The 26,645-nt window shown below is 39.0% G+C and carries 23 protein-coding genes; 3 read left to right on the plus strand and 20 right to left on the minus strand.

What is annotated here, in order from left to right:
• Positions 1–56: 56 nt before the first annotated feature.
• Positions 57–2,492, minus strand: coding sequence for a DNA topoisomerase IV subunit A (gene parC, locus ACXYMX_RS14500; protein ID WP_459044968.1), 2,436 nt, complete (start codon positions 2,490–2,492; stop codon positions 57–59).
• Positions 2,489–4,444, minus strand: a complete 1,956-nt coding sequence (parE, locus tag ACXYMX_RS14505) for a DNA topoisomerase IV subunit B (protein ID WP_459044991.1) — start codon at positions 4,442–4,444, stop codon at positions 2,489–2,491. Before parE ends, parC begins: the two co-directional genes overlap by 4 nt.
• 273 nt (positions 4,445–4,717) lie before the next feature.
• Here parE and plsY point away from each other — a divergent pair, with 273 nt between their 5' ends.
• Together plsY and ACXYMX_RS14515 are read left to right on the plus strand one after the other, a co-directional pair.
• On the plus strand, positions 4,718–5,320 hold the full coding sequence (plsY, locus tag ACXYMX_RS14510; RefSeq protein WP_459044969.1) for a glycerol-3-phosphate 1-O-acyltransferase PlsY: 603 nt from the start codon (positions 4,718–4,720) through the stop codon (positions 5,318–5,320).
• 39 nt (positions 5,321–5,359) lie between these two features.
• Entirely contained in the window at positions 5,360–5,656 is a 297-nt protein-coding gene (locus tag ACXYMX_RS14515; protein ID WP_459044970.1) for a HesB/YadR/YfhF family protein, read from the plus strand.
• A gap of 58 nt (positions 5,657–5,714) precedes the next feature.
• Here the strand turns inward: ACXYMX_RS14515 and ACXYMX_RS14520 are convergent, their stop codons facing one another.
• The 15 genes from ACXYMX_RS14520 to ACXYMX_RS14590 all read right to left on the minus strand — a co-directional run bounded on the left by ACXYMX_RS14520 (position 5,715) and on the right by ACXYMX_RS14590 (position 24,375).
• Positions 5,715–7,190 (minus strand): AMP-binding protein, encoded by a 1,476-nt coding sequence (locus ACXYMX_RS14520; RefSeq protein ID WP_459044971.1) that lies wholly within the window; start codon positions 7,188–7,190, stop codon positions 5,715–5,717.
• Positions 7,191–7,203: 13 nt separating this feature from the next.
• Positions 7,204–7,944 (minus strand): 3-oxoacyl-ACP reductase FabG, encoded by a 741-nt coding sequence (gene fabG, locus ACXYMX_RS14525; RefSeq protein WP_459044972.1) that lies wholly within the window; start codon positions 7,942–7,944, stop codon positions 7,204–7,206.
• A gap of 6 nt (positions 7,945–7,950) precedes the next feature.
• Entirely contained in the window at positions 7,951–8,841 is an 891-nt protein-coding gene (gene phaZ / locus ACXYMX_RS14530; protein ID WP_459044973.1) for an intracellular short-chain-length polyhydroxyalkanoate depolymerase, read from the minus strand.
• Positions 8,838–9,866, minus strand: coding sequence for a 3-oxoacyl-ACP synthase (locus ACXYMX_RS14535; protein ID WP_459044974.1), 1,029 nt, complete (start codon positions 9,864–9,866; stop codon positions 8,838–8,840). Before ACXYMX_RS14535 ends, phaZ begins: the two co-directional genes overlap by 4 nt.
• Positions 9,866–10,870 (minus strand): branched-chain amino acid ABC transporter permease, encoded by a 1,005-nt coding sequence (locus ACXYMX_RS14540; RefSeq protein ID WP_459044975.1) that lies wholly within the window; start codon positions 10,868–10,870, stop codon positions 9,866–9,868. Before ACXYMX_RS14540 ends, ACXYMX_RS14535 begins: the two co-directional genes overlap by 1 nt.
• A gap of 4 nt (positions 10,871–10,874) precedes the next feature.
• Positions 10,875–11,735: a branched-chain amino acid ABC transporter permease gene (locus ACXYMX_RS14545; RefSeq protein WP_459044976.1), complete on the minus strand. Its 861-nt coding sequence runs from the start codon at positions 11,733–11,735 to the stop codon at positions 10,875–10,877.
• A gap of 12 nt (positions 11,736–11,747) precedes the next feature.
• A complete protein-coding gene (locus tag ACXYMX_RS14550) occupies positions 11,748–12,455 on the minus strand; it encodes an ABC transporter ATP-binding protein (protein ID WP_459044977.1) in 708 nt (235 codons plus the stop codon).
• Positions 12,433–13,206: an ABC transporter ATP-binding protein gene (locus tag ACXYMX_RS14555; protein WP_459044978.1), complete on the minus strand. Its 774-nt coding sequence runs from the start codon at positions 13,204–13,206 to the stop codon at positions 12,433–12,435. Before ACXYMX_RS14555 ends, ACXYMX_RS14550 begins: the two co-directional genes overlap by 23 nt.
• Positions 13,207–13,391: 185 nt before the next feature.
• Complete coding sequence (locus tag ACXYMX_RS14560; protein ID WP_459044979.1) at positions 13,392–14,675, minus strand: substrate-binding domain-containing protein; 1,284 nt, start codon at positions 14,673–14,675, stop codon at positions 13,392–13,394.
• 110 nt (positions 14,676–14,785) lie between these two features.
• Entirely contained in the window at positions 14,786–17,986 is a 3,201-nt protein-coding gene (locus ACXYMX_RS14565; RefSeq protein WP_459044980.1) for a BTAD domain-containing putative transcriptional regulator, read from the minus strand.
• Positions 17,987–18,184: 198 nt separating this feature from the next.
• Positions 18,185–18,493 (minus strand): hypothetical protein, encoded by a 309-nt coding sequence (locus ACXYMX_RS14570; protein ID WP_459044981.1) that lies wholly within the window; start codon positions 18,491–18,493, stop codon positions 18,185–18,187.
• The gene (locus tag ACXYMX_RS14575) at positions 18,493–18,918 is read right to left on the minus strand and encodes an acyl-CoA thioesterase (protein WP_459044982.1); all 426 of its coding nucleotides are present in this window, start codon (positions 18,916–18,918) and stop codon (positions 18,493–18,495) included. Before ACXYMX_RS14575 ends, ACXYMX_RS14570 begins: the two co-directional genes overlap by 1 nt.
• Positions 18,919–19,012: 94 nt before the next feature.
• The gene (acnA, locus tag ACXYMX_RS14580; protein WP_459044983.1) at positions 19,013–21,730 is read right to left on the minus strand and encodes an aconitate hydratase AcnA; all 2,718 of its coding nucleotides are present in this window, start codon (positions 21,728–21,730) and stop codon (positions 19,013–19,015) included.
• A gap of 171 nt (positions 21,731–21,901) precedes the next feature.
• Positions 21,902–23,224 carry a D-arabinono-1,4-lactone oxidase gene (locus ACXYMX_RS14585; protein WP_459044984.1) on the minus strand — a complete coding sequence of 441 codons (1,323 nt, stop codon included), beginning with the start codon at positions 23,222–23,224 and terminating at the stop codon, positions 21,902–21,904.
• A complete protein-coding gene (locus ACXYMX_RS14590; RefSeq protein ID WP_459044992.1) occupies positions 23,212–24,375 on the minus strand; it encodes a type III PLP-dependent enzyme domain-containing protein in 1,164 nt (387 codons plus the stop codon). The genes ACXYMX_RS14585 and ACXYMX_RS14590 overlap by 13 nt, the downstream gene beginning before the upstream one ends.
• A 227-nt stretch (positions 24,376–24,602) precedes the next feature.
• On the opposite strand from ACXYMX_RS14590, the gene ACXYMX_RS14595 reads away from it, so the two are divergent.
• Entirely contained in the window at positions 24,603–24,857 is a 255-nt protein-coding gene (locus tag ACXYMX_RS14595; protein WP_459044985.1) for a GlsB/YeaQ/YmgE family stress response membrane protein, read from the plus strand.
• A gap of 65 nt (positions 24,858–24,922) precedes the next feature.
• On the opposite strand, the gene ACXYMX_RS14600 is transcribed toward ACXYMX_RS14595, so the two are convergent.
• From ACXYMX_RS14600 to ACXYMX_RS14610, 3 genes are all read right to left on the minus strand, one after another.
• Positions 24,923–25,597, minus strand: coding sequence for a lytic transglycosylase domain-containing protein (locus ACXYMX_RS14600; RefSeq protein WP_459044986.1), 675 nt, complete (start codon positions 25,595–25,597; stop codon positions 24,923–24,925).
• Between the two features lie 31 nt (positions 25,598–25,628).
• On the minus strand, positions 25,629–26,258 hold the full coding sequence (locus ACXYMX_RS14605; protein ID WP_459044987.1) for an SCO family protein: 630 nt from the start codon (positions 26,256–26,258) through the stop codon (positions 25,629–25,631).
• Positions 26,259–26,363: 105 nt separating this feature from the next.
• The gene (locus ACXYMX_RS14610) at positions 26,364–26,492 is read right to left on the minus strand and encodes a YvrJ family protein (protein WP_459044988.1); all 129 of its coding nucleotides are present in this window, start codon (positions 26,490–26,492) and stop codon (positions 26,364–26,366) included.
• Positions 26,493–26,645 lie beyond the last annotated feature (153 nt).

Genomic DNA, 26,645 nt, shown 5'->3' on the forward strand with positions numbered 1-26,645 from the left:
TGAGTAGAGAAAAAAAGTCACGAGGCAGAACTCTCGTGACAATCAATATTTTATATTTAATTTTCGATGATAGCTTTTGGATCCTTATATATGTGAGTTATATTGCCATCTGTTTTCTCATCTGCTATAAAACTTCCGTTTGAATAGCGATCCACAGGCCTTAATGATCCTGCTAACACTGGTATCTTATGATCTTTTTCTGACGCAAGTACGATTATTTCATCATTTGTAACGATTTTAGCGCCTATCACACGGTGTGGGTTGGACTTTAACTCTTTCAACACAACAACACCACGTTGAGCTCTTGAGGCTGGCTCAAATTCTTTTAAGCCCATTCGTTTAACTGAGCCACGTTGAGTAGCTAGTACGATGGATGTACTTGCCTCATCACCAACAACTTCCATAGCTACGAGTTGGTCATCTTTTTTCAAGTTGATGCCTCTGACACCTGCTGTCCGAATTCCTGTAACTGCAATTTCAGACATCGGGAAACAAAGTGCATATGCTTGATGAGTAAAGAGAATAATATTTTCATCGCCTCGAATTAACTTTGCGTCAATCATCTCATCTCCTGCTTTGATACCCATACCCCGAAACGTTCTTGTAAAGCGTTTTACTGGATAATCCGCAAGCTTTGATTGTTTAATTAAACCATTTGCAGAAACGGTTACGATTTGAGCTTCCTCATCAAAATTCTCAAGACCAATCACCGCTATAATAGATTCGTTTTGCTCTAATGGAATGATACTTGAAATATGTTGACCAAGGTCTCTCCATCGAATGTCAGGCAGTTCATGAACTGGTTGATACATATAATTACCTAATGAAGTAAACAGCAGGAGATGATGCTGTGTGTTCATTGGTGACTCGTACAACATAAAGTCTGATTCTTTCATATCATGTCCAGTTCCGTTCGATGCACTGTATGAGCGAACGCTCGTGCGTTTAATATAGCCATCTTTAGTTACAGAAACAACTACTTCCTCACTTGGAACTAAAATATCCAAATCAACTTTAATTTCTTCGATTTTACTTTCAATGTCTGATCTACGTGGCTCTGCAAATTGCTTTCGGATAGCCAGAAGTTCTTTTTTAATGACATTAGAAAGTTTTTTATCACTTTTCAATATTGCGTCGAGTAATTCGATAGATTTACGAAGTTCCTCATCTTCTTTCTGTAATTCAGTAATATCTGTATTGGTCAATCTATAAAGTTGCAAGGATACAATCGCTTCAGCTTGGATTTCTGAAAAATCGAAGCCTTTGATTATATTATTCTTTGCATCTCTCTTATCTTTAGATGCACGGATTGTTTTAATGACTTCGTCTAAGACAGACAAGGCCTTCATAAGACCTTCAACAATATGCAAGCGATCTTTCGCTTTACCAATATCAAAACGTGTTCTGCGCGTAACGACATCTTTTTGATGGCCGATATAAGCATCGAGAAGCATTGGAAGCGACATTAACATCGGTCTGCGTCCAGAAATTGCAATCATATTAAAGTTGTAGGTAACTTGTAAGTCCGTATTTTTCAGCATATATTGCAAGATACCATTCGCATCTGTATCTTTTTTAAGTTCAATAACTACTCTTAGACCTGTTCGATCTGATTCATCACGAACTTCTGCGATACCGTCTAGTTTTCGGTCGAGTCGTAGCTCGTCCATACGCTTTACCATATTCGCCTTGTTGACATCATAAGGTATTTCAGTAATTACGATTTGTGATTTTCCACCTTTTAGCGGCTCAATAAAGCTTTTTGCACGAATAATACATCTACCTTTACCCGTTTCATAGGCTTGTTTAATGCCATCTGTCCCTTGGATTGTTGCTCCTGTAGGAAAGTCAGGCCCTTTTATAACCGTCATTAATTCGTCTACAGATACATTTGGCTTATCCATACGCATTAATACAGCATCTAGAACTTCATGTAATGCGTGTGGTGGAATATCTGTTGCATATCCAGCAGATATTCCTGTTGAACCATTGACCAATAGATTTGGAAATCTTGAAGGCAATACAGTTGGCTCTGGTTCTGTCTCATCAAAGTTTGGTATGAAATCAACCGTTTCTTTTCGAATATCACGAAGCATTTCTCCAGCGATTGCCGACAATCGTGCTTCTGTGTAACGCATTGCTGCTGCAGAATCACCATCTACGGAACCATTGTTTCCATGCATTTCAATCATCATATGACGAAGTTTCCAGTCTTGACTCATCCTTACCATAGCTTCATAAACTGAAGAGTCACCATGAGGATGGTAGTTACCAATTACGTTACCGACCGTCTTTGCAGACTTTCGAAACGCTTTTTCATGTGTGTTCCCTTCATGAAACATTGCATATAGAATACGTCTTTGAACCGGTTTTAAGCCATCTCTAGCATCAGGTAATGCCCGATCCTGAATAATATATTTACTATACCTTCCAAATCGATCGCCTACTACTTCTTCTAAGGAAAGGTCTTGAATACGTTCAGTTCCTGTCACTCAAAATCCCCCTCAACATGTATAAATTCATTGTCTAATATGTTGTGATCTTCGGATTGTCCAAAATCAACATTCTCTTCGATCCAACGACGTCTTGGTTCTACTTTATCACCCATAAGTGTAGTAATTCGACGTTCAGACCTTGCTCCATCATCAATAGTAACTCGAATAAGGGTACGGGTTTCGGGATTCATTGTAGTATCCCATAATTGATCGGCATTCATTTCCCCTAGACCTTTATATCGCTGGATTAGGTAATTTGCTCCTACTTCTTCAATTGCTCCTTCTAAATCGGTTTCAGTCCAAGCATAAGCAAACTTTTCCTTCTTTCCGACTCCTCTAGAAACTTTAAAGAGTGGTGGGAGCGCAATAAATACTTTTCCTGCATCCATTAGCGGTTTCATATATCGGTAGAAAAATGTCAGAAGTAGGACTTGGATATGAGCTCCATCAGTATCCGCATCGGTCATAATAATGATTTTATCGTAAGCAATGTCTTCGACTGAGAATTCTGAACCAACACCGCCGCCTATTGCATGAATTATCGTATTGATTTCTTCGTTTTTCAATATATCTTCCAACTTGGCCTTTTCAGTATTCAGAACTTTACCACGTAATGGTAATATCGCTTGGAATACTCGGTCCCGACCTTGTTTTGCGGATCCTCCAGCAGAATCACCCTCGACCAAATACAATTCATTTTTTGCTGCATTTCGTGACTGAGCAGGTGTTAATTTTCCTGAAAGAAGTGTGTCCGATTTTTTTCTTTTCTTCCCAGATCTTGCATCTTCACGTGCTTTTCGCGCAGCTTCTCTTGCTTGCTGTGCGCGGATTGCCTTTCGGACAAGCGAAGCACTTAACTCCGCATTTTCCTCTAGAAAGTATAATAGTTTTTGAGAGACGACTGAATCCGTTACGGTCCTTGCTTCGCTTGTTCCTAGTTTCCCTTTGGTTTGACCTTCAAATTGAAGTATCTCCTCAGGAATTCGGACAGATATGATTGCAGAAATTCCTTCACGAATATCTGATCCATCTAGGTTTTTATCTTTTTCTTTAAGCAAGCCAGTTTTTCTGGCGTATTCATTAAAAACACGTGTCATAGCAGATCTTGCACCGGTTTCGTGTGTACCGCCGTCTTTTGTCCGAACGTTATTGACGAATGAAAGAATCGTTTCAGAGTATCCGTCACTAAATTGGAATGCATACTCTACTTCAATCCCGTCAGATTCTCCTTCTAGAAATGCAACTTCGTGAAGTACGTCCTTTTCTTCATTTAAATAGGATACAAATGCTTCGATTCCTGTTTCATAAAAGAAAGTCTCTTCTTTCTCTGAGCTTTCTTCAATTAGGTTAATTTTTAGGCCTTTTAAAAGAAAGGCGGACTCGCGTAGACGTTCACTGATCGTCTCATATTGATATTTTAACGTCGAAAAAATCGTTGGATCCGGTTTAAAATGGATCAACGTTCCTTTTTCACGTGTTGTACCGATTTGTTCAAGAGTTGTGGCTGGCTTGCCGCCATTTTCAAATCGTTGACGAAACTTCTTTCCATCTCGGAAAATAGTTACGACCAACAACTCCGATAGGGCGTTTACAACTGCAGCACCAACCCCATGTAGTCCACCACTCGTTTTGTAGCCCCCCTGGCCGAACTTTCCACCAGCATGAAGTATCGTTAATATAACTTCAACTGTAGGCTTCCCTGTCTGATGAATCCCTGTTGGCATACCGCGACCGTAGTCACGTATCGAAACACTTCCGTCAGAATGAAGAGTTACATCTATTTCTGAGCCATGTCCTGCCAAAGCTTCATCTACAGCGTTATCTACAATTTCATAAACGAGGTGATGCAAACCTCGAGTATCTGTAGATCCTATATACATACCAGGCCGTTTTCGAACTGCATCTAATCCTTCAAGAACTTGTATTGAATTGTCATCGTATGTGTTCATTACTTGTTTTTTTGACAAAATGCCGCCCCCATCAAACGAATGTTCTTTATTATATAATCGTACTGCTTCCTTTAAAGGTTGTCAAATCAACGTTTAACGAAGTCTGCTGAATTAATTGTATAGAACCAAATCAAATATTGCAATGAAGAGAGAAAATAATGGGTATTGAGATTGAAGAAATCCATTCCTATTTTCAACAAAAGATGCATTGTCGAGCGCACTTCGTTCTGATAGACTAAAAGCATAATATGGCTCGTAATAAAGGGGTATAAAATGGAACTCATACTAATATTATTAATTGCATATGTACTCGGCTCGATTCCATTCGCCTTATGGGTGGGGAAAGTTTTCTATAAAATTGATATACGTGAACATGGCAGCGGCAACTTAGGAGGAACGAATACTTTTCGAGTTTTAGGTAAAAAAGCTGGGTTACTTGTTACTTCCCTAGATATTCTAAAAGGGACAGCAGCAACCCTCTTGCCAATGTTGCCTTTGTTTGACACGATTGGCATCAACCCACTCCTTATAGGGCTGTTTGCGGTCGTTGGCCACATGTATCCGATCTTTGCTCGATTCAAAGGCGGGAAAGCTGTAGCGACATCAGGTGGAGTTATACTTGGCTATAACTGGCCTTTCTTCGTCTTCGTTCTAATCGCGTTTTTCATTTTCTTGAAATTAACGAAAATGGTTTCATTATCCTCCATGCTTGTTTCAATTGTAGGATTTATTTATTCAGTTTACTATTTCACAGTTACTGGGGATTATTTCTTAATGATTGCTGTTGGAAGCTTTGCTGCTTTTATTTTTTATAGGCATCGAGCAAACATCTCAAGAATAAAAGCCGGGACTGAGCCTAAAGTAAAGTGGTTGTAGTATACTTTATTCATACTCACTCAAAGGCAGGTGGTCTACATGAAAATTATCATTTCAAAAGATGCGCAAGACTGGTTCGAAAATGAAATGGATGTTGTGCCAGGTGATGAAATTCGGTTTTTCGCGAGATACGGTGGATCTAGTCCACTTCACGAATCGTTTTCCCTAGGGGTTACAAAGGAATCACCGGACGAGGCAGTAATTACTACAGAGCAAAATGGGGCAATTTACTACATAGAAAGTCGAGATCAATGGTATTTCCTTGAACATGACCTTCATGTAAATGTAGATTTAAAACTTGGTGAACTTATTTATTCTTATGAACAAAATAGCTGAAACCTAGAAAAAGCGTGCTACTTTGCACGCTTTTGTCTTTTATAAGCTTTTATTGAATTCATAAATAGGATTGAAGCGCTTTTTTATCTATTTTACCAACATGAGTTTTTGGCATTTCTGGTATCACAATTATTTCTTTCGGTATTTTATATTTACCAAGAAACTTTTCACAATGTACAAACGCCTCAGAGCAATTGAATGAAGCACCCTCTACTTTCGTAATAAATGCAATGACAATCTCTCCCCACCGTTCATCTTTTTTTGCAATGACCGCAACTTCATTAATCGATTCAAAGTTACTTAAACACTGCTCAACCTCTTGTGGATACACGTTTTCTCCACCGGTAATAATAATCTCTTTTTTTCTACCTACAATAAAATAATCGCCGTCTTCATCATATTTTGCTAAATCACCCGTACGTAGCCATCCATTTTCTAACGCTTCCGCCGTTACCTTCTCATTATCCCAGTAATAACTAAACACATGTGGACCTGTTATGTACAGTTCTCCAATCTTATTCACTTCACATAAATCTCCATTTGTATCTACTACCTTTACGGAGTTTAGTAGCATAGCTTTACCAACAGACCCCATTTTTTTATATGACTCTTCCGGTCGTATAAAAAAATTATTAGGTCCAGCTTCTGTTAAGCCATACCCTTCTTTAAAAGGATGTCCCTTTTTATAGAACTCTTTATATATAGTTGTTGGACATGGAGCTCCTCCTGATAAGAACGCCTTCATTGATAAAAATTTACTTTCGTGAAAATAGGGATGTTTAATCATCGACTGATACATTGTAGGGACAAACAGCGAAATCGTCGCGTTGTACTCATCCGTTGCCCGCATCGCCTCTTCAGCATCAAATTGATTGCCGATGACAACCTTCCCACCCGCCATAAGAACAGGGATAGCGAGTGCATTAATGCCGCCTGTATGAAAAAGTGGCATATAATTAATTGTTGTGTCGGTTTCTGTTATCCCCCATGTAGCAATGGTGTTAAGGGCATTCGAATTTACTGCGTCAGTAGACAGTACAACACCTTTAGGCTTACCCGTAGTCCCGCCTGTATAAATCATCATCCATGGCTTTCCTGTATTCACTTTTTTGTTACCAACGTCTAATACATCGAAATTTAAAGTCCCGACAGATTCCAAGGAGGTTGCCTTGTTGACGCCTAAATCCAAAACAAGATCCTTGTAGTTAACGTTATAGAGTAGTTCCGAGGGTTTGCAGTCTTGCAATAAAGTAGAAATTTCAAAAGCGCTTAATCGCCAGTTAATCGGCACATAAATCAATTCTTTAAGTTCGCATGCAAATAGAACTGCAAATAACTCGGGGGAATTTGGTGCTATAATTGCTATCCGTTCACCTTTGGAATAACCTTCGGTAGAAAAATAGGCAACCCATTGCAAAACTCTATTTTTCAGAGTGGTATATGTCCACGAAATCTTTGTATGAACATCGACAAGTGCAATCTTATTGAGAGAAAGTGTAGCTCTTTTCAGTATCCATCCAGTTTCGTTGAACATGTACTACACCCCCTTACATCATAATTCCGCCGTCGATATGCAAGACATGGCCGTGAACGTAATTGGATTCATCGCTTGCTAGAAATAAATAAGCGTTTGCGATATCTTCGGGATTGCCAAGTCTTTGTAACGATACGACAGATTTCATTTGATCGATTACTTTTTCAGGCATTTTACTAACCATGGCGGTAGAAATGAAACCCGGCGCTACTGCATTGACATTAATTTCTTTGCGTCCGAATTCTTTTGCCCAGGTTTTGGTCATCCCTATGACTGCCGCTTTTGTAGCTGCGTAATTTGTTTGACCAAAGTTTCCGTGAACACCTACCACTGAAGATGTATTAATAATTTTCCCTTGCCCTTTTTCAACCATATAAGGCACAACTGCTTGCGTACAGTTAAAAACACCAGTTAAATTCACATCAAGTACACGTTGAAAGTCTTCAGGTGCCATTTTGAGAAGGGTTGCATCGCGAGTAATTCCAGCATTGTTGATCAATACATCGATTTGTCCATGAAGTTTCAGCGTTTGCTCGACTAAATTTGCTACACTTTCTCTGTCTGCAACATCAACTTGTATGAATGTAACATCTTGATTTTTAGACTTGAAATTTCCCTCTTGTGTTGCCCCAGCTTCTTTGTCGAAATCTGCCATAATGACACGGGCACCTTCTGCTGCGAAACGTTCACATGCCGCAAGCCCAATCCCATTTGCCCCACCTGTTATGATGGCTACTTTATCTTCTAATCTCACTATCCTTCACTCCTCATTCAAAAATACTTCTATATGTTCTTTTAGGGCTCCTAAATCATCAATTAGTGGTGAATGTCCTGCATTGACTAAAGGGACATAAACCGCGCTATCTCCTAAATCTGCAACGATTTCATGCGTCATCTCTTCTGTAATAACATAATCTCTATCGCCTCTTAAAATAAGTACTGGAATCGTAATGTTTTTGGCCTGATTGGTTCCATCTTTTAATCCATTGCTTACTGAACTTATGTTGAAAGTGTTTAAAGCCTGATACACATCCGCTAAATTCCGTTGGGTTAGCATGTCATTCAGGTATTCTTTGTATTTCTCTTCTTCAGGTTGGTTATGTGTATAGATGAGCGCATTCCAAACTGCTTGCAGTCCTTCACGATTTTCAGTGTCATACATTCCTTGTACTGCGATTGTCCTAGCTGGATCTTGTTCTACTTCTTCTATCGTTTGCAGTCGCCTGTCTAAATCTAAGGTGCCATCAACGTTCGAACCGAAAAATGGATACCCGCGTGTAGAAGCGGATGCAAGAAGCACAAGTTTCTGACAAAGTCCCGGATAGTCTACTTCAAATTGCAAACAGACCGCTCCGCCTGTAGACCACCCTATCAAATTGAAATCCTTTAAATCTAGTGCATCAACAAAGCCTTTGAGATCATCTGAAAAATCCTTAATTTGTGTAATACGTGTATGATAGGAAGACCCACCAAAACCACGTAAATCTAACGCATACACCGTATATTTGGAATCGATTGCATCCATTAAAACATCCCAGTGTTTAGACGAAGTCATATTTCCATGGACAAGAAGTATTGTTTCAATTCCACCGTCCTTCTTACGATAAGCGATTGTTTCTCCATTAGTTAAAGCCACTTGTTGAAGTGTCATACCTGATCTCCCCCTTTAGATTTCCCCCATTGTACCGTAATGGCTCCCCATGCATACCCTATTCCAGCACTAACAAGAACCGCGATGTCTCCGTCATGTAATTTCCCTTCCTTTTGCGCTAGCTCGAGCGAAAGGATTTGATCCATTTGACCAATATGACCGTAGTTATGAAGATAAATAGACTTCTCATGGGAAACACCGAGTTCATTTAAAACGAAGTCATGAGCAGATTTTTTCATATGCAAAATCGCTAAGTAATCAATGTCTTGTTGCGAATATCCACTTTTTTCTAATGAAGTACGAACTACTTTTAAAAAGTTTTGCATCGATTTTTGCTCTAGTCTAGCTTTCATTCCAACTGGATCTAGTACATCCAATCGATACAATCCGTTTTGTAAGTCCTCTGGAGTCAGTGGATTCTTTGTTCCACCGACAGGTACAACAACATCTTCTGAAAAAGAACCATCCGTCATTATGTCAGATTCTAATATAATGTTTTCGTGATGATCTCGTTTGAGGATCATAGCTGCTCCACCAGCACCTAAATTAAACATAAAGCGCGTCCGTTCGTTCGTATAATCAATTAAATCTCCGTTTCTATACCCACCAGCAAGTAACACAGTACTCAATGAGGCATCTGACTCCATCATGCTTTTGGCTACTTTCATAGCCATGATCGTCGTCCCACAACGTTGCGCTACATCAAATCCCCAAGCATGGTAGGCTCCAATTTCCTCCTGAATCTTAATAGCCGCAGTCCAAAGAGGATACTCCTTATGTTCTTCTCCTATATAAATGATTAAATCTATATGTTTCGGATCAATATTTCCTTTTCGTAACGCTTCTCTGGCCGCCCATATCCCCATAGCAACCGTGTGATCGTCCTCCCCTGGAATTGGTTTTTCAGTGATCCCCATCTTCTTAGTAACAACTTCAATAGGGATACCGGATAATTTCGCAATTTCTTCAGCGTTTATCTTGGTTTCAGGAATATATACGCCTGTACTGACAATGCCAATCGCCATTACGAAACCTCCTTTGTAGACTCATCTACAGAAACTTTGGTATTCTTCGTTTTTCTTTTCCATAGTTTCTCCCGAATTGTTCCAACGACACCTTTTGGGAAAAAGATGACGACTAAAATGAATGTAATTCCAAAGAAGATAATCCATCTTTCAAAAATAGGATACTCTTTTGCCAGTCCTGATAAATAGTGTTGGGTCAATTCAATTACACCTGCCCCAAGAATGGGACCAATTAGCGTTCCAACACCACCAATTATAGTCATTAGGAGCGCATCCAAGGTGATATCGAGAGACATGACACTCGTGTTAACAAAACGAAGTGAAACCGCATACAAGGAACCTGCTAAACTTGCAACTACACCTGCAACTACTGAAGCGATTACTTTATAATGAAGTGTATTGAATCCAAGAGACAGCGTCCGTTGTTCGTTTTCCCTTACAGCAACGAGTACTCTTCCAAAAGGTGAGTTGACAAATCGACGTAAGAAAAAGTAGACAAGAACTAAACAGAGTAACGTAACACAATAAAACATAATTCGATCCTTAAAGAATTCAGGGGCTTTAAACGTAAAACCATCATTTCCATAAGTTACTGTACGCCATTTTTCGGCTAACACTAAAAACAAACCGGAAATGGCTAAGGTAAACATAGCGAAGAAGTGCGTTTTCAAACGTAACGTTAATAATCCAATAAAGAAACTGACAATGCCGGCAAGTACCATTCCAGCACCTATTGATAAAATGAATATCCCCATGGAAGGGGCGATTTGTTTTAACATAACAGCTGTCGTATAAGCACCAATCCCAAAAAACATCGCGTGTCCGAATGAAACGATTCCTGTGTAACCTAATAATATATCATAGCTCATTGCAAGTATTGAAAAAATAAATATTTGGGTGAGCAATATCGTCCACGTTCTTGAATCTGTAATGAACGGAAGGACCGCAAGTGCAACGATAATGATTCCTAGAAACAAATTATTCCATTGAAAGGTTCTTTTCATGTCGTCACTCCTTTGCTGTGAAAAGACCTTGCGGGCGGAAAATTAATACGATTGCCATAAGAATCATATTGACCGCAAGTGAGAGAACGGGCACATAATAAGCCATATAACTTCCTGTTAGGCCTACTAGTATTGCTGCAATTAATGAACCTGGAAAACTTCCCATACCACCAATAACAACAACGATAAAGGCAAGTATAGCGAATTCCATACCCATTTCTGCATAAATAACTCCTGAATAAGGTGCGAATAAGACGCCGCCTAAAGCAGCGAGTGCAGAACCCGTCATGAAGACAAGTAAGAAAACCCGTTTAATATTAATGCCTAAAGCTTGAACCATGTCTTTATTTATAACTCCCGCACGCACGATAAGGCCAATCTTTGTGCGTTTCAAGATATATTGGAAGATACCAAACACCAAGAAACCAACAATGATGATAAATAGCCGATATTTAATAATGAGTACGTCTCCAAACTCCCAACTTCCTGCTAAATAAGGGGGCACTTTTGCCGCTATTTGATTCGGTCCAAAAACAACTTTCAACATTTCAGTCAAGACCATCATAAATCCAAGTGTTATTAAAATTTGTTGAACATGATTTCCATAAACGGGTCGAATGATTAATTTTTCAGTTACAAAACCAAGAGCAGCCCCTGTTAAAATTGCACCTAAAATACCTAAGAAAAAGCTTCCTGTAGCCCCATAAAACCAGATCCCCGAAAATGCACCCCATGCAAAGAGTCCACCGTGTGCAAAGTTTAACACGCTCATCAATCCGAAAATTAAAGTGAGTCCTGAAGCAAGAAGGAAGATGAGCATGCCTGTTGCCAACCCGTTTATTGTTAAGTTAATAATCAGTTCCATCGTGCAGCCTCCTCATCCAATACCTAAATACTTACGTTTAATTTCCTCATTTTGAACTAACTCTTGCATTTTTCCAGAATGTACTGTTTCTCCATCATCAATGAGTGTGTATGTATCGCCGATACGGCTAGCCATGATGAAATTTTGTTCCACGAGTACGATTGTTGTTCTCTTCTTCATTTCTGTAATCGCTTCCATAACGATTTCAATTACTATTGGTGCAAGACCTTTCGAGGGTTCGTCAATGAGCAGAAGTTTGCTATCATTCACAAATGCTCTAGCCATTGCAAGCATTTGTTTTTGTCCCCCTGAAAGATGTCCTGCATCTTTTTTCCAAAACTTTTTTAAATCAGGGAAAAGCTCTAAAACATAATCTTGCCGTTTATAAGCTTCTTCATTTTCGATTCTCATAGCCACTTTCATATTTTCTTCTACGGACAATGATCCGAAAACACCTTGATCTTCTGGAACATAACCAATCCCTAAATTGGCTATTTCAAAAGTAGCTTTGCGTGTAATATCCTGTTTTTCAAACGTCACCGAACCTTTAGAGGCAGGTGTCAATCCCATTATTGTTTTTAACGTTGTTGTCTTACCAGCACCATTTCGTCCAAGGAGTACACTAACTTCACCCAACCGAGCTTCAAAAGATATTCCTTGTAAAATATGATATTGCTCGATATGGGTATGCGCATTTTCAACTTTCAGCAAGGTTGTCATCGTATAAACCTCCTAAATATGCATTTTGAACGGTTTCATTGTCCATAATTTCTTTAGGGCTTCCATCCGCTAATAACTTGCCGTTAAATAGGACCATAATCGAATCAGACAGATCAAGAATCATATCCATTTTGTGTTCGATTAACAAAATTTTTTTCTCCCCAGTATCTTTAATGTGACGTATAACATCTAGAATTGCAGGTACTTCTTCCAAAGACATTCCTGCCGTGGGTTCATCGAGGAGTAGAACTTCTGTATCAAGCGCAAGCAACATCGCAATTTCTAATTTTCTTTTTTCACCGTGGGAAAGGTCACTAGCAAAAACAAATTCTTTTCCTGAGAGTAGAACAAGGTCCAATAATTCCTCTGCTTTTTCAGTCAACTTTGTATAGCTTACAAAATGTTTAATCATCTGATATCTAATTTTTTCTTTTGACTTAACTGCCAACCTTACATTTTCAAGGACGGTTAAATTCGGAAAGACATTCGTAATTTGGAATGAACGCCCCAAGCCTTTCCGGGTTCTTTCAACTGCAGATGAATTGGATAAAGCTTCACCTCTGAAGTATACTTCTCCTTCCGTCGGCTTTAGTTCTCCACTAATCAAATTGAAAAATGTCGTCTTTCCTGCACCGTTAGGGCCGATAATGGATTTAAAGTGTTTTTCCGGCATTTCAAAATTAACGTGATCAACTGCTGTATGCCCACCAAACTTTATTGTTAAGTTTTCTGTTTTTAATATTGGCTCCATCATTATACCTCCTTACCTATTCCTCTCCATCGGATAAAAGGTGTTTCATCCGATGGAGAGAGACAGGTCCAATGTTCTTGGACTGTTCTCAAAGCTTTTCCGCAATTGCTTATTGTCTAGTCTCCAGCGCCTAGCTGCTCGGGGTCACAAGTCGCAGCTGAGCAGCTAGGCGCTTCAGCTTTTCGTTATTGATTCATAATCGGCGGTTCTGTTTCACTTGGTGATAACTCCCGAATGAGTACGGGTACTGGATAATCTACGCCATCTTGCTTTTCAAGTTTGATAGAGTAGAGAGTTTGAAGTGCTTGGTGGTCTTCTGGACGGAATGTCATTGTCCCTTTAGGTGTTTCAAATGACATACCTTCCATGATTTTAATTAGCTTATTGCCATCTGCATCGCCTTCTGACTTTTTCAACGCTTCAACAATTGAAATTGCCGCAGACATTCCGCCTGGCGTAAAGAGGTCAGGAACATCCCCATTGAAACGTTCCATATGTTCTTTTACAAGCCAATCATTTACTTCGTTGTCTGGAAGGGTATGGTAGTAAACTGTAAATCCTTCCATTCCTACTAGTGGTTCCATAACAGAAAGTGCCGGAATATCAGGTGCGCCAGTTGAAATTTTGATTCCTTTTTCTTGCATCTTTAAGTCTGAGATTTGGTTCCAAGGTGAATTGGCTCCTGCCCAAACTACAAACATATAATCCGGTTTTGCTTCAACAACTTTTTGAAGATTCGAAGTGAAATCCGTTGCTGCAGGATCTGCAAACTCCTCTAGTATAACTTCTGCACCTAGTGCTTCCGCAGCCTTTTTAAATGCCGCAATACCGTCCCAGCCAAATGAATAATCCGGCGCGAAAGTAGCGATTGTTACTCCTGGTGCTGCAATTGCCGCTGCACCAGCTACCGCATCTTGTGAAGAGTTACGTGATGTTCTGAAAATGTATGGGTTGAACTCAGCACCTGTAATACTATCTGCAACTGCAGGTTCTACGACCATAATTTTTTCGTATTCTTCAGCTAGCGGAAGAACGGCTAGTGTATCACCTGAACTTGAAGAGCCAACTAAGAAATCGACCTCGTCTTCTTCAAGTAATTTCGTCGCTTTTTGAACAGCTACTTCTGGTTTTGTTTCTGTATCTTCGAAAACAACTTCAATTTTTTTACCTGCAACTTCCATTGTCCCATTCGTTGCATATTCTAAGCCGAGCTCAAATCCTTGTCGAGTTTGTTTTCCGTATGATTCGAGCGCACCGGTAAGTGAAGCAAGGACACCAATTTTTATTGTGCCTCCTTCTTCAGCAGTTGCATTGTCTTCCTCATCCTCTTTATCATCGTCATTTTCCACGACGTTCTCTTCCTCTTTATCAACTGGCTGATCTTCGTCTTTGCCAGAATCATTGCCGCATGCGACACTTACTACCAAGACAAGCGCTAGTAACATAAGTAACCATAAATTCTTTTTCATGAATAAACCCCTCTCCTTCAAACGAATTTGTAAACGCTTTCTTACTAACTCTTACTCTACAAAACTAGAGTTACAAACTAGTTACAAATTAACATGCAAAGAATTGATGACTAGGATTCATTCATTATTATTTTGTACATTTGCTCCGTCGTTTCCATTGGTTTAAGCAATAGTTCAGCATCCAGGACTTGGACGCATTTGTTATACCACTTCACAGATCCCGCTCGATTACCAAGCTGATAATGTGCAAACATTAATAATCTGTAAGCTTCCTCCCACGTATAATCAATTCGCAGTATTTTTTCTGCCCAATATATTGTTCTTCTAAATTCTTGTAACCTCGTATATGTTTGGGCCAACCTTTCTATCATTTGAATATATAAACCCTCCAGGCTTTCTCGTTCCTTTTCAAGCCACTCAATATCCAATCGTTCTTCAAATAATAGTCCTTTATATAATGATGCCGCTTTTAGAAGCTTTTCGGAAGCTAGTTTCGGATTTTTTTCCTCTAATCCAGTTTTTACATACGCACGAAAACGATCAAGGTCACTTGTAACGAGCGCCATTGGGTTAATCCTGTACATCGTTTGCTTGCGTATGATGAAGAAAGAAGTTTCTCTCGGTGCGCGATAAGGTTCTATGGTTTTTAGTAGTGCGTTCAAAACTACTTTAAAGTCTCGATCCGCAGTTTTTCCATCTGTGTCTCGCCACAGTTCACTAATGATTTCTTCTTTTGAAACATAGCGATTCCGATGCAGTAATAAAAAAACAAAAAGTTCTTTCGATTTGTCTCTTTGCCATTTACGTTCATTCAGTTTATCTAAGCCTAGAGATATCGAAAATGGACCCATTAATTGAACAGTAATTGTATAGCCTGGGTGTGTATTCAATTCTTCTATATTCATGTATCTAGCAATCTTCTTTAATTCATTATTATCCGGCTCTTCATTTGTCGCACGTATAAATAATGGGTATATTTCTTGCATATCAAAAGGACTAAACAGCGTTCTTTTTGTAAGAAAGAAGTGATACTTATAAAGATTACATAGTCTTGCAACCACGACTGCCTTAGACATAAATAATGATGTATCAGTAGTTTTACTGTACGCTGACATCATCCAATAAGAAGCGACCATTTCTCCGTAAGTATCCCCACATTCCTTAAACAAAAGGGTCGCACTATTCGAATGGTGTAGTGATTGGGTATATTCTTTCGAGTAAAAATATACAATTGAAAGGCCGATTTGAATTAATCCTGACAACCATCCGTCATTTACTTTTTCGGTTTCACGTAATCCCTCTTCACCGTATTTAACAGCTTCTAAATAATACCCCTGCATTGCCTTAAGTATAGACAACCCCATTAGTGGTTCAGCCTTACCTCTAGAGACATTGAGTTCATCCATTCGAGCAATTGATTGGAGATAATCTTGTTCAGGAATGATTAAATCATAAGGATCAGCTAAAATCTTCGCATGACCAAGCCGTATCCAACCAACAGCCTCTGCGAACCCAGACTTTTCCTTCACCCCCAACCGGATGCCCTTTAGCGCACTTGTCATAGCCTCTTCAACATCTCCAGTCATTGCGTATATGAGAAAGATTAGCACATCTGTTTCACGATGTGCATCCGGTAAGCTATATTGGTCGGTCATCTTCTCATCCAAAAGCGTTTTAGCTTCGTTCAACTTACCAGTTCTAAGTAATATTCTGGCATCTAGATTCCCTTCGCGAAGTATTTTCGTGCCCATCTTTTCCGCGTCTATCCATTGAGTAGCTTCTTTCGCTTTTCCTAGATTGACAAGATTTTCCGCGAATTGTCTTTTTAACATTTCCATTTCATGAACACTCATTGTCGAACTACTTTGTCCGAGTGCAATCGCTTCAACTAAAAATGGTTTAGCCATCCCAGGTTGGATCGTATCTAAATAAATATGAGCAATTCCTGCATTTGCCCTGCTTGAAAAAAGAGGATCTTCTTTGATTGATGAAAAATTAAGGCACAGTAAATAAGATTGCCTAGCCCTTTCATAAAAAGCTCTGTAACGATGTGCTTCTCCTTCATAATAATAAAGTGAATAATATCTTTCTTTTACGTCTTGAGGTAACTCTTTAAGTGTTTCTAATAACCACTCAAACTGACCGGACTTTATTAGTACCGCCCCAAAATTAGCTGCAGTTTTTCCAATAAACCAATAATCGCCACTCTTAATCGCGTGGAAAAGAGCTTGCGATGGATTACCGGTATAAAAGTTTGTCGCTTTTTTATGGTATTCAATAAATTGTTCTACATCAGTTTCAATCCACTTCTCCTCAAGAAATTGTTGAAAAAGCGAATGGAATCGATATGTTCCTTCTTCAGTAAAGGCTTGAATAAACACATGTTTCTCGGCAAGTTCGAGCAATTGCTTTTCAGCCTCCGCACCGTAAAACTCAGTCACCAATTGTGTTGAAAATACCGGAAAAATAGAAAAAGACAATAACCACATTCGATCTTCTTCCGACATATTCTTGTAAACTTCTTCCGATAAGTAGGAGAATAGCTCATGTAAAGCCGGTTTCAACACGGAAGTAAAAGTGAATTCAGTATCAGACATATGCATAGCCATTAGATTAACGGCAATTGCCCATCCCTCCGTCATTTCCACGATCTTTTCTGCTTCATTTGACGATAAAGGTGTATCAAAATAATCTTCAAAAAAAACGATGATTTCTTCTTCGGTAAAAATAAAGTCTTGTTCTATAATTTCACACAGCTGTGATGTTAACTTTAACTTATTAAGACTTGCCCACCTCGGTCTGTTTCTAGTAGAAATAACAAAGTGAACATGAGAGGGTAAATAGTCAATAATTTTCTCCATCATGTAATTGATGTGAAAAACATGATCAACAAGATGGAAATCATCAATAATAATTGTTATGGGTTCCCCAATTCCACATAATTCATTGATAAACAATGCAATCCATCGATTTAGATCTTCTCCTTTTGGATACATTAATGGTGTTTCCCATTCATCCAGAGAACGTCCAAAGTTTGGTGTTATACGTTCAATACTAAGTTGTAAATGGGTGATAAATGGTGAAATGTCATCATCTTCGGCGGTAACTGTATACCATGAATACATCGAACGGCTATCTGAAAAATAGGATGCTAATCCTGAACTTTTACCATATCCTGCACCACTATGCAAGAGTGTCAATTTAACACGCTCGGATGTTTTTATTTTTTTAATGAATGAGGATCTTCTCATATATGTAGACGTTGGGACCGAAGATATAATTTTTGTTTGAAGAATAGGCATCTGAACCATAGAACCATCCCCTTTAAACTACTAATATCCTTAGTCTAGCACACCAGTATTCAGAATTGGTTGACAATAGTTGTCGAAAGGTCAATAATCCCTGCGAAATGAAGCATTCAAAATTCAGTTTCAGAACCAAAATTTAAAACTCAAAAAGGAGTGTATGTCTCCTCACACACTCCTTTAAGTAAGCAATATAGAATAACTTCAATTTCTAACTAAATTGAATCGAATAATTTGCTCAGTTAATCCTTCATTCAACAAAATATCGTACTCATACTCACCAAACAAATCAAAATGCGGAAAGTGATCTCGCATGTCAATCCACTCTTTTTTTAGTCCGTATTGCTTTCCCCATTCAGCAAGTTTTTCTAAATCGGAACAACCGACCTTCGTAACAGTTTTGGATCCAGGGAAACGATCGTCTATCCAGTAATGTGTTAAAAATGCGATTTCTCCATTGCGAACCGTTTTTTTCCATGCATTCAATTCATCTCTTTTAATTCCAAAAGCCATTAGTCTTTCATTCTTTGTATTTCTTTATATTTGGCGTCCCATACCGGATCTACTTTTTGTAAGGAAACAGGTCGAAACGATTCCTTTTTGACTAGTACATGTTCGGATGTAGCTGTGGCGGCAATTGTTCCGTCTTCGTGAACAATTTCATAGCCATACACAGTCCTTAGTCTTCCATGTGATTCAATCCATGTCCGAACAAGCGCTTTCTGTCCGTATTTCATCGAAGCTTTATACTGGATAGATAAATCGACAACAGGAGATAAATAACCATCCGCCTCTAATTGCGCATATGTGTAACCTAACTCTTTAATAATGTGTGTTCTACCAATTTCCATCCAGACTAAATAGTTTGCATGATATACTACACCCATTTGGTCTGTTTCTGCATATCTGATTTCTACTTCTTTCTCGCTAACAAACATTCTAATCACCTCAATTACTAGTATACAAAAAATCGTTAGAAAAAGATGCTCCACCCATTAAAGGGATGGAGCATCTTCTAATGAATTTAAGTTCTTATGCTTTCATTTTGTCGCGAAGAACCATTTGTAGAATACCACCATGACGGTAGTAATCTACCTCTACGTCTGAATCGAAACGTGCAAGAACGTCGAATTCTTTTACAGAACCGTCTGTTGCAGTTGCAGTTACTTTCAGAATGTCGCGAGGTTTAACGCCTTCCGCTATGTTTACGCTAATAGCTTCTTCACCTGTTAAGCCAAGTGTTTTCGCACTATCGCCAGCCATAAATTGAAGTGGAAGTACGCCCATCATAACAAGGTTTGAACGGTGAATACGCTCATAACTTTCAGCGATAACTGTACGGATACCAAGAAGTGACGTACCTTTAGCAGCCCAGTCACGTGAAGAACCCATTCCGTAGTCCTGTCCTGTAATGATCGCTAGACCCGTTCCATCTTCTTGATACTTCATAGCAGCATCATAGATTGGCATAACTTCTTTTGTTGGCCAGTAAGTTGTATATCCACCTTCTGTACCTTTTGCAATTTGGTTACGAATACGAATGTTCGCAAACGTTCCGCGCATCATTACTTCATGGTTTCCACGACGTGAACCATATGAGTTAAAGTAACGTGGCGTTACGCCGTTATCAAGTAAATATTTTCCTGCAGGTGTATCTTTACCGATTGCACCAGCTGGTGAAATATGGTCTGTTGTAATTGAATCACCGAATTTACCGATGACACGAAGATTTGAAAGTGCCCCGATATCTTTAGGTTCTTTTGCAAGACCTTCAAAGAACGGTGGGTTTTGAATATACGTTGATTTGTCATCGAAATTATATAATGACTCATCAGTTGTTTCAATCGCATTCCAAGTTTCGTTTTCAGTAAATACGCGAGCATACTCCTTGCGGAAAAGTTCAGGTGTAACAGTAGAATGTACTGCTTCTGAAACTTCTTCCGTTGTCGGCCAGATGTCTTTAAAGTATACGTTATTCCCATCTTGATCTTGACCAATAGGGTCGTTTTGAAGATCGATATCAACAGTTCCAGCAAGAGCATATGCGACTACTAGTGGTGGTGAAGCCAAGTAGTTCGCTTTTACTAATGGGTGAATACGCCCTTCAAAGTTTCTGTTACCCGAAAGTACAGATGAAAGAAGCATATCGTTTTCAATTGCTACTTTTTCAATTTCAGGAAGTAGTGGTCCTGAGTTACCGATACAAGTTGTACAACCATATCCAACTGTATTGAAGCCGATTTGATCTAAATACTTATTTAGACCTGAAGCTTCTAGGTAACCCGTAACAACTTTTGATCCTGGAGCAAGTGAAGTTTTAACGTATGCTGGTGGCATAAGTCCTTTTTCTACTGCTTTTTTAGCAACTAGTCCAGCACCTAACATAACGTATGGGTTAGATGTGTTTGTACAAGATGTGATTGCTGCAATAGCAAGGTCACCTGTTTTGATGTCAACAGAACGGCCATCGTTAAATTCAATAGTCGCTTGTTGTTCTAGTTTTTTCTGAGTTAAACCAAAACCTTGGTTCCCTTCAGGTGCAGTAACTGCGTCATTAAATTCACGCTGCATTTGTGAAAGTGGAATCAAGTCTTGTGGACGTTTTGGTCCAGCAAGGTTTGGTTCAATCTCAGAAAGATTTACTTCAACAACTTCTGTGTAAGTTGGTTCTTCATTGTCAACAGTAAAGAACATACCGTTTTCAATTAAGTATTGCTTAACAACAGCAATTTGCTCTTCTTCACGTCCTGTAAGGCGCATATAGTTTAATGTTTCTTCGTCAACTGGGAAGAATCCACAAGTCGCACCGTATTCAGGAGCCATGTTTGCAATTGTTGCACGGTCAGCAAGTGGCAACTGAGCAACACCCGGTCCAAAGAATTCAACGAATTTATTTACAACACCATGTGAACGAAGTGTTTGTGTTACTTTTAGTGCAAGGTCTGTTGCAGTCGTTCCGTTAGGAAGATCTCCAACAAGTTTTACTCCTACAACTTGAGGAATTGGGAAAAATGAAGGTTGACCAAGCATTCCTGCTTCAGCTTCAATACCACCAACACCCCATCCAAGAATACCCATACCGTTAATCATCGTTGTATGTGAATCTGTACCAACGAGTGTATCTGGGTATGTTTCAAACGAACCGTCTTCATTTTCAATTGCATGAACAACGCTAGCAAGGTACTCAAGGTTAACTTGGTGAACGATGCCTGTTGCAGGTGGTACTGCACGGTAGTTATCGTATGCTTTTTGTGCCCAGCTTAGGAACTGGTAACGTTCAGCGTTACGTTCAAACTCTAAATCCATGTTTAATTGAAGTGAATTCTGATTTCCGTAGTTATCAACTTGTACTGAGTGGTCAATAACAAGGTCGACTGGAATTTCAGGGTTGATTTTATTAGGATCTCCACCCATTTCAGCCATTGCTGAACGAAGTGCTGCAAGATCTACAACAACTGGTACACCTGTGAAGTCTTGTAAAATTACGCGTGAAGGTTTGAACGGTACTTCTGCTTCTGCATCCGCACTTGCATCTTGTCCCCACTTCGCAAGATTTTCAACGTGATCGTCTTTGATGACATACCCATCATGTTGTCTTAAAACAGATTCAAGTAGTACTCTGATTGAATATGGTAGTTTAGAAACATCAGCAACGCCTGCTTCTTCGAGTGCTTTCAAACGATAATAATTATACGTTTTTCCACCAAGCTCGAAAGAACTACGGCTGTTGTGTAAATTACTTTTAGCCATTATTAAATTCCTCCTTCTATTTAACTGAAAAGGCTTATAAATGAGCGTCTCTTCTCTATTACATCATATAATAACTACGTGCATAAGTAAAATACATTAACTTTATAGTCTTTCATAAGTAAATGTAATGACCTCATATATTTGGATGAAGAAAATCAAAACTTCTAGTGTCTATTCATAGAATAGTTGCTTGAAATAATCAGTCATGAAAATTTGATTCGGGTCAGATTCTTCACGAACTGCTAAAAACCGATCTACGTCTGGGTATAATTTCCTTAATTTCCTGTTGGTAAGATCATTCATCTTTCCAAAGTGTGGTCTTCCGTTGTACTTTTCCATAAGCCTATGAACCCACTTGAAATAAGGACCGTTGTCCATACCCTTGTACATATGGAATGCGATAAACGCCGACTTATTTCCTTGAGTCGGACTAAGGAAAGCATCTTCCCCAGTAGTTACCCTGCATTCAATTGGAAAATGCACATAAAATGGATGGGCACGAAAAAAGCAATGAATTTCCTCAAGACATTCCTCAAAACGACGAAGCGGTATTGCGTACTCTGTTTCTGTAAAACGAACTAATCTTGGCGTCGGAAGAATTTCATGATAGATTCCTTCTTTTGTTCCGACAGGTATGCTTTTTGCTGAAAGTGCTGTCATTTTTCTCGACATTCGAGGTTGGACTCTACATATTTCTGAAATCACCTTAAAAGCAGCGGTTTCGACAACACCATTTTTAAAAAAGTCAATGGTTTTTGATTTCACGTTTTGGCGAACAAGCGGCACCATATTCGTTTTTTTAACTTGTACATTGTCCTTACCTGGAAAGTAAAACCACTCTAAATGACGATTTCGTTGAAGTTCAATTTGCCAGTTTGCAACGGCATCGTCAAAAGAACTTCGGTAGCTCTCTACTAGTAAACTATATAAAGGAACGGTTCGAATTGTAACATCTATTAATACCCCCATCATTCCAAGCGAAAGGCTTAACGCTTTAGATAGTTCATCATCTGCTCGGCGATGTTGTCTAATTTCACCCTTTCCATCAACCCATGTCCACGCTATTACTTGCGCTGATAACGAGCCAAGCTTTAACCCCGTTCCGTGAGTCCCTGTACTAATCGCTCCTGCTATTGTTTGCTCCTGGATATCCCCCATATTTTCAAAAGCCATACCGACCGATTCTAAAAGTGGTGCCGCGGTATACAAATGTGTACCTGCCCAAAAACGAGCTTCCATAACTTCGCTATCAAATGAAATCAATCCACTTAGCTTGTCAAGCGTCATGGCGTCGCTGTCGGGTTTTGCAACAGGACTAAACGAATGGGAGGCTCCAACAGTGCGGAGAGTTGCTCCACGTATACGACAACTGTCAACAACCTCTTGGATGTCACCAACATTTTCAGGATAATGAAAATAATCCGGTTTCCCTGTCACATTGCGCGACCAATTCGACCACATATGCTCTTTTTTAAGTACATTTATAGATAACATCCCCCGTCCCCCCTATACGTAGTGAATGAACCAACATATTGCGCACCTCTTCTAGCATGTAGTTCAGGAAAACGTTCACATAACTCCCCAGCTTTTGCATGCCTAAAATAAACCGTTTCACCAATTTTAAGCACTTCATCTTTATCGTAAAGCGGTGTTTGAACTTCCCCTGCACCTTCATTTTTTAATAGCGATAAATTACTTGGCCAAACAGGGACTGGATTTTTGTCTTCACCAACTGTTCCTGATGCAATATAGCCTCCACCATGGCAAACAACTACATTTTTTGTAGGCTTTCTTGTTACTCGAAGGGCGAACGCAGTTGCCGGCTCAAGAGGAAGATTTTTATATCTAGAAAAAAGTGCGGAAAAATAATAGGCAGATCCAATAGTAATCTCGGTCACTTCATCTTCTCTTGATGTAAAATCTACGCTACCTGAACCTCCACCATTGACAAAGCGCAGTGACCCAACTTGTCGGTGTATGAGCTTAACTGAATTTTTTCTGAATACGCGTATCCGCTTATAGGATCTTTTTTTCATCAACTTAATAAGAGGAGCTTGCCATTTAAGATTTGGTAGATCTGGAACACCTGCAATTTGTGCTTCATAACCCATTACACTTGATAGCTTTGTATATCTAAATGATTTAGTTTTATTCATTAATGAGCGCACGTCTTTAATCGTACTCAAGGAAGAGCGTTTTGTTCCGAAATAAATAAGTTTGAAATCAGTTGAAAGGTTTAAATCAACACAAATTTCGAGTACTGTTTTATGGTGCTCACCTATTTTTTCTAACCAGAGCCAGTGCTCGTATGTATCAACCATGAAAATTACTGTTCTTCCACGTTTGATAAATTCAATTAGTTCACTCATTGGCCCAACCTCGAGTTGAGGGTAGCCAATAAGCAAATTATCGAAACCTGAATTCAATAGATGACTAGTTTCTTTTAAATCGAAAGTCATCCATCCTGAATGATTTGGAACTCTATCCGCTATATACTTCAGCATCTCTATCGATCGTACAGACTTTGTTGCGATTCTAATTTTCTTACCTCTCGATGCTCTATTCATAAATGAAATATTTCTATCCAACGCATTCAGGTCAATACAAGCAAATGGTCTTGATAAATGTGCATACGCTTTCTCCATATCTTTCAAACCAAATCCCCCTAAGTTGGTAGCAGTTTGGAAACCTTATTAATTATAAGTATATTCTGTTATCTATGTACGAGCAATTATTTTCCACTATTCTGTTTGTTTGTAAACTATAAGGATATAAAATTTATTCCTTTTATAGGTTTGTATGTTCATCAATCCGGTAATACATACTATATAGAATTCTTGTTATTTTAAAAAATTAAGGAGATGTTGAAGTTATGAGTTTTTTATGGTTTTTAATCATTGGTGGTATTATAGGTTGGTTTGCAGGAATGATATTAGGAAAGGATATTCCCGGTGGGATTATAGGAAATATTATCGCAGGAATACTAGGCGCATGGGTTGGAGGCAAATTACTTGGTGAATGGGGTTGGAAAGTTTCCGACTTTTATGTATTCCCAGCGCTGATTGGTGCGGTAATTTTAGTATTTGTCGTAAGTCTGATTTTAAAATCAATGAGAAAAGTAGTTTGATGATAAAAAAACGATGGAGCGCCTTTATGGCGACTCCATCGTTTTTTATGAAATGGAACTACTTCTTAGTTAGCGGCCTCTAATTCTGTACGTTGCAGTTCAAACTCATCAAAAAATCGAAGGACATCATTCACATACTTTTCACTACGGTTGTAATTGAAAATGGCTTTTTCAAGATCGCCGTCCGCAGCACCGCTTTTCGATAAGTATTTAGCTGCACTATGCATCGCATCTTCGATATCATATGGATCTGCAACGCCATCATTGTTTGCATCTACACCATACCCACCATATTGCTCAATAATTTCTGGGTTTGTTTTATCATTCTCAGGTATATCACCCTGCCCTAATCCCCCACAACCCGGATATTTCCATCCAACAAAAGTACATGGCATAAATTGCATATGGCCTTCTGCACCAACAGGTGATAATAACGGATCCATTGTTGAAAATCGAGTCTCAATACGGTGATGAGCTGCAAGTAATGTCCACGGAATACCGTATGCATCTGCTGCTTCTATATAAATAGGGATATACTCTTCTGGAATTTTTGTTCCACTGTGCTGATTTTGAAAATCCAACAACGTATTAGCCGATTTTCGGATTAAATCTGGATTTTTCCAACTAACCCAAGCAATCGTACTCAGTGTAAAAACGACAACTGTAACTGGAATCAGTAAGACAATAAGTAGCGCCTTCGTTTTTAGTGAAAGGCCTTTTTTTCGGTTTCTATTCGCCATCTTATCGTCACTTCCTATCATTCCAATCCAATTATGAACCTGATTTAATCAGAGCCTTCATATCTTTTACAATTTGTTCATAGGGAACATCTTCTACACCGTTGTAAGACTTAACAACTTGTCCATCTTGATTTACAAGTGAGAAAAGTACACCATGTATGACTTGGTCTGCTTCAGGATGAGATGGTGGATAAGAAGCAACCATTAGTTTAAATGATTTTGTCGAAAGTTGTACGATTTCATCTTCAGTATATCCAGTTAGCATTTCCCATTTCGATTCATCCCACTTCTTTTCAGGATCATTCGGCTCTACTGCATATAAGTCTAGATATTCTTGCAATGCTTCAGGCGTATCATTCTTTGGATCGACGGTGAAAGATACGATTTTATAATCTTCCACACCTTCATTAATTAAATCGTCCTGTAGCAAAGTCATATTATGCATCATTGGTCCGCAAACAGTTGTACAATTCGTAAATACAAACTGCGCCAACCATACTTGGCCTTTTAAATCCTCTAGTGAAACTTGTTCATTATGTTGGTTTGTGAATTCAAAAGGAAGTACCTCATATTTATGGTCTGCTTTAAACCCACTATTTGAACAAGCACTCAGAACAATTGAAATCAACAGTACAAATGGCAGTGTTAATAATTTACGCATAATTCTCCTCCAAAATGATAATACCTTAATCATATCTGAATGGCCCTTCCTAAACAAGCGAGGGGCCAATGGGCTTTTGACGATTCCTTGACGATTATGTGAACTTCATTTCACTTTCAGTGTGATCAATACATCGTGAATTGCAACGCGTTTGGTTTCGAGTCGGTGCAATAGATAAAACGATACAATTATTGGGAATCCAAGTTCTTGTATGAGATCTAGCCATTGTTCCATTTCGATTCCCTCCCTCTATAAACATTGATATATCAACGGTTTAAGCCGTTGTAGGGTGTCGGAAAAATATTTTTCGACACGTTGGTTAACCTCGTTTTATTGTTATGTGAATATTCAAACAGAGTTGGATACGCTACGCGGTCATCGTTGGAT

The organism is Sporosarcina sp. CAU 1771 (assembly GCF_054482775.1).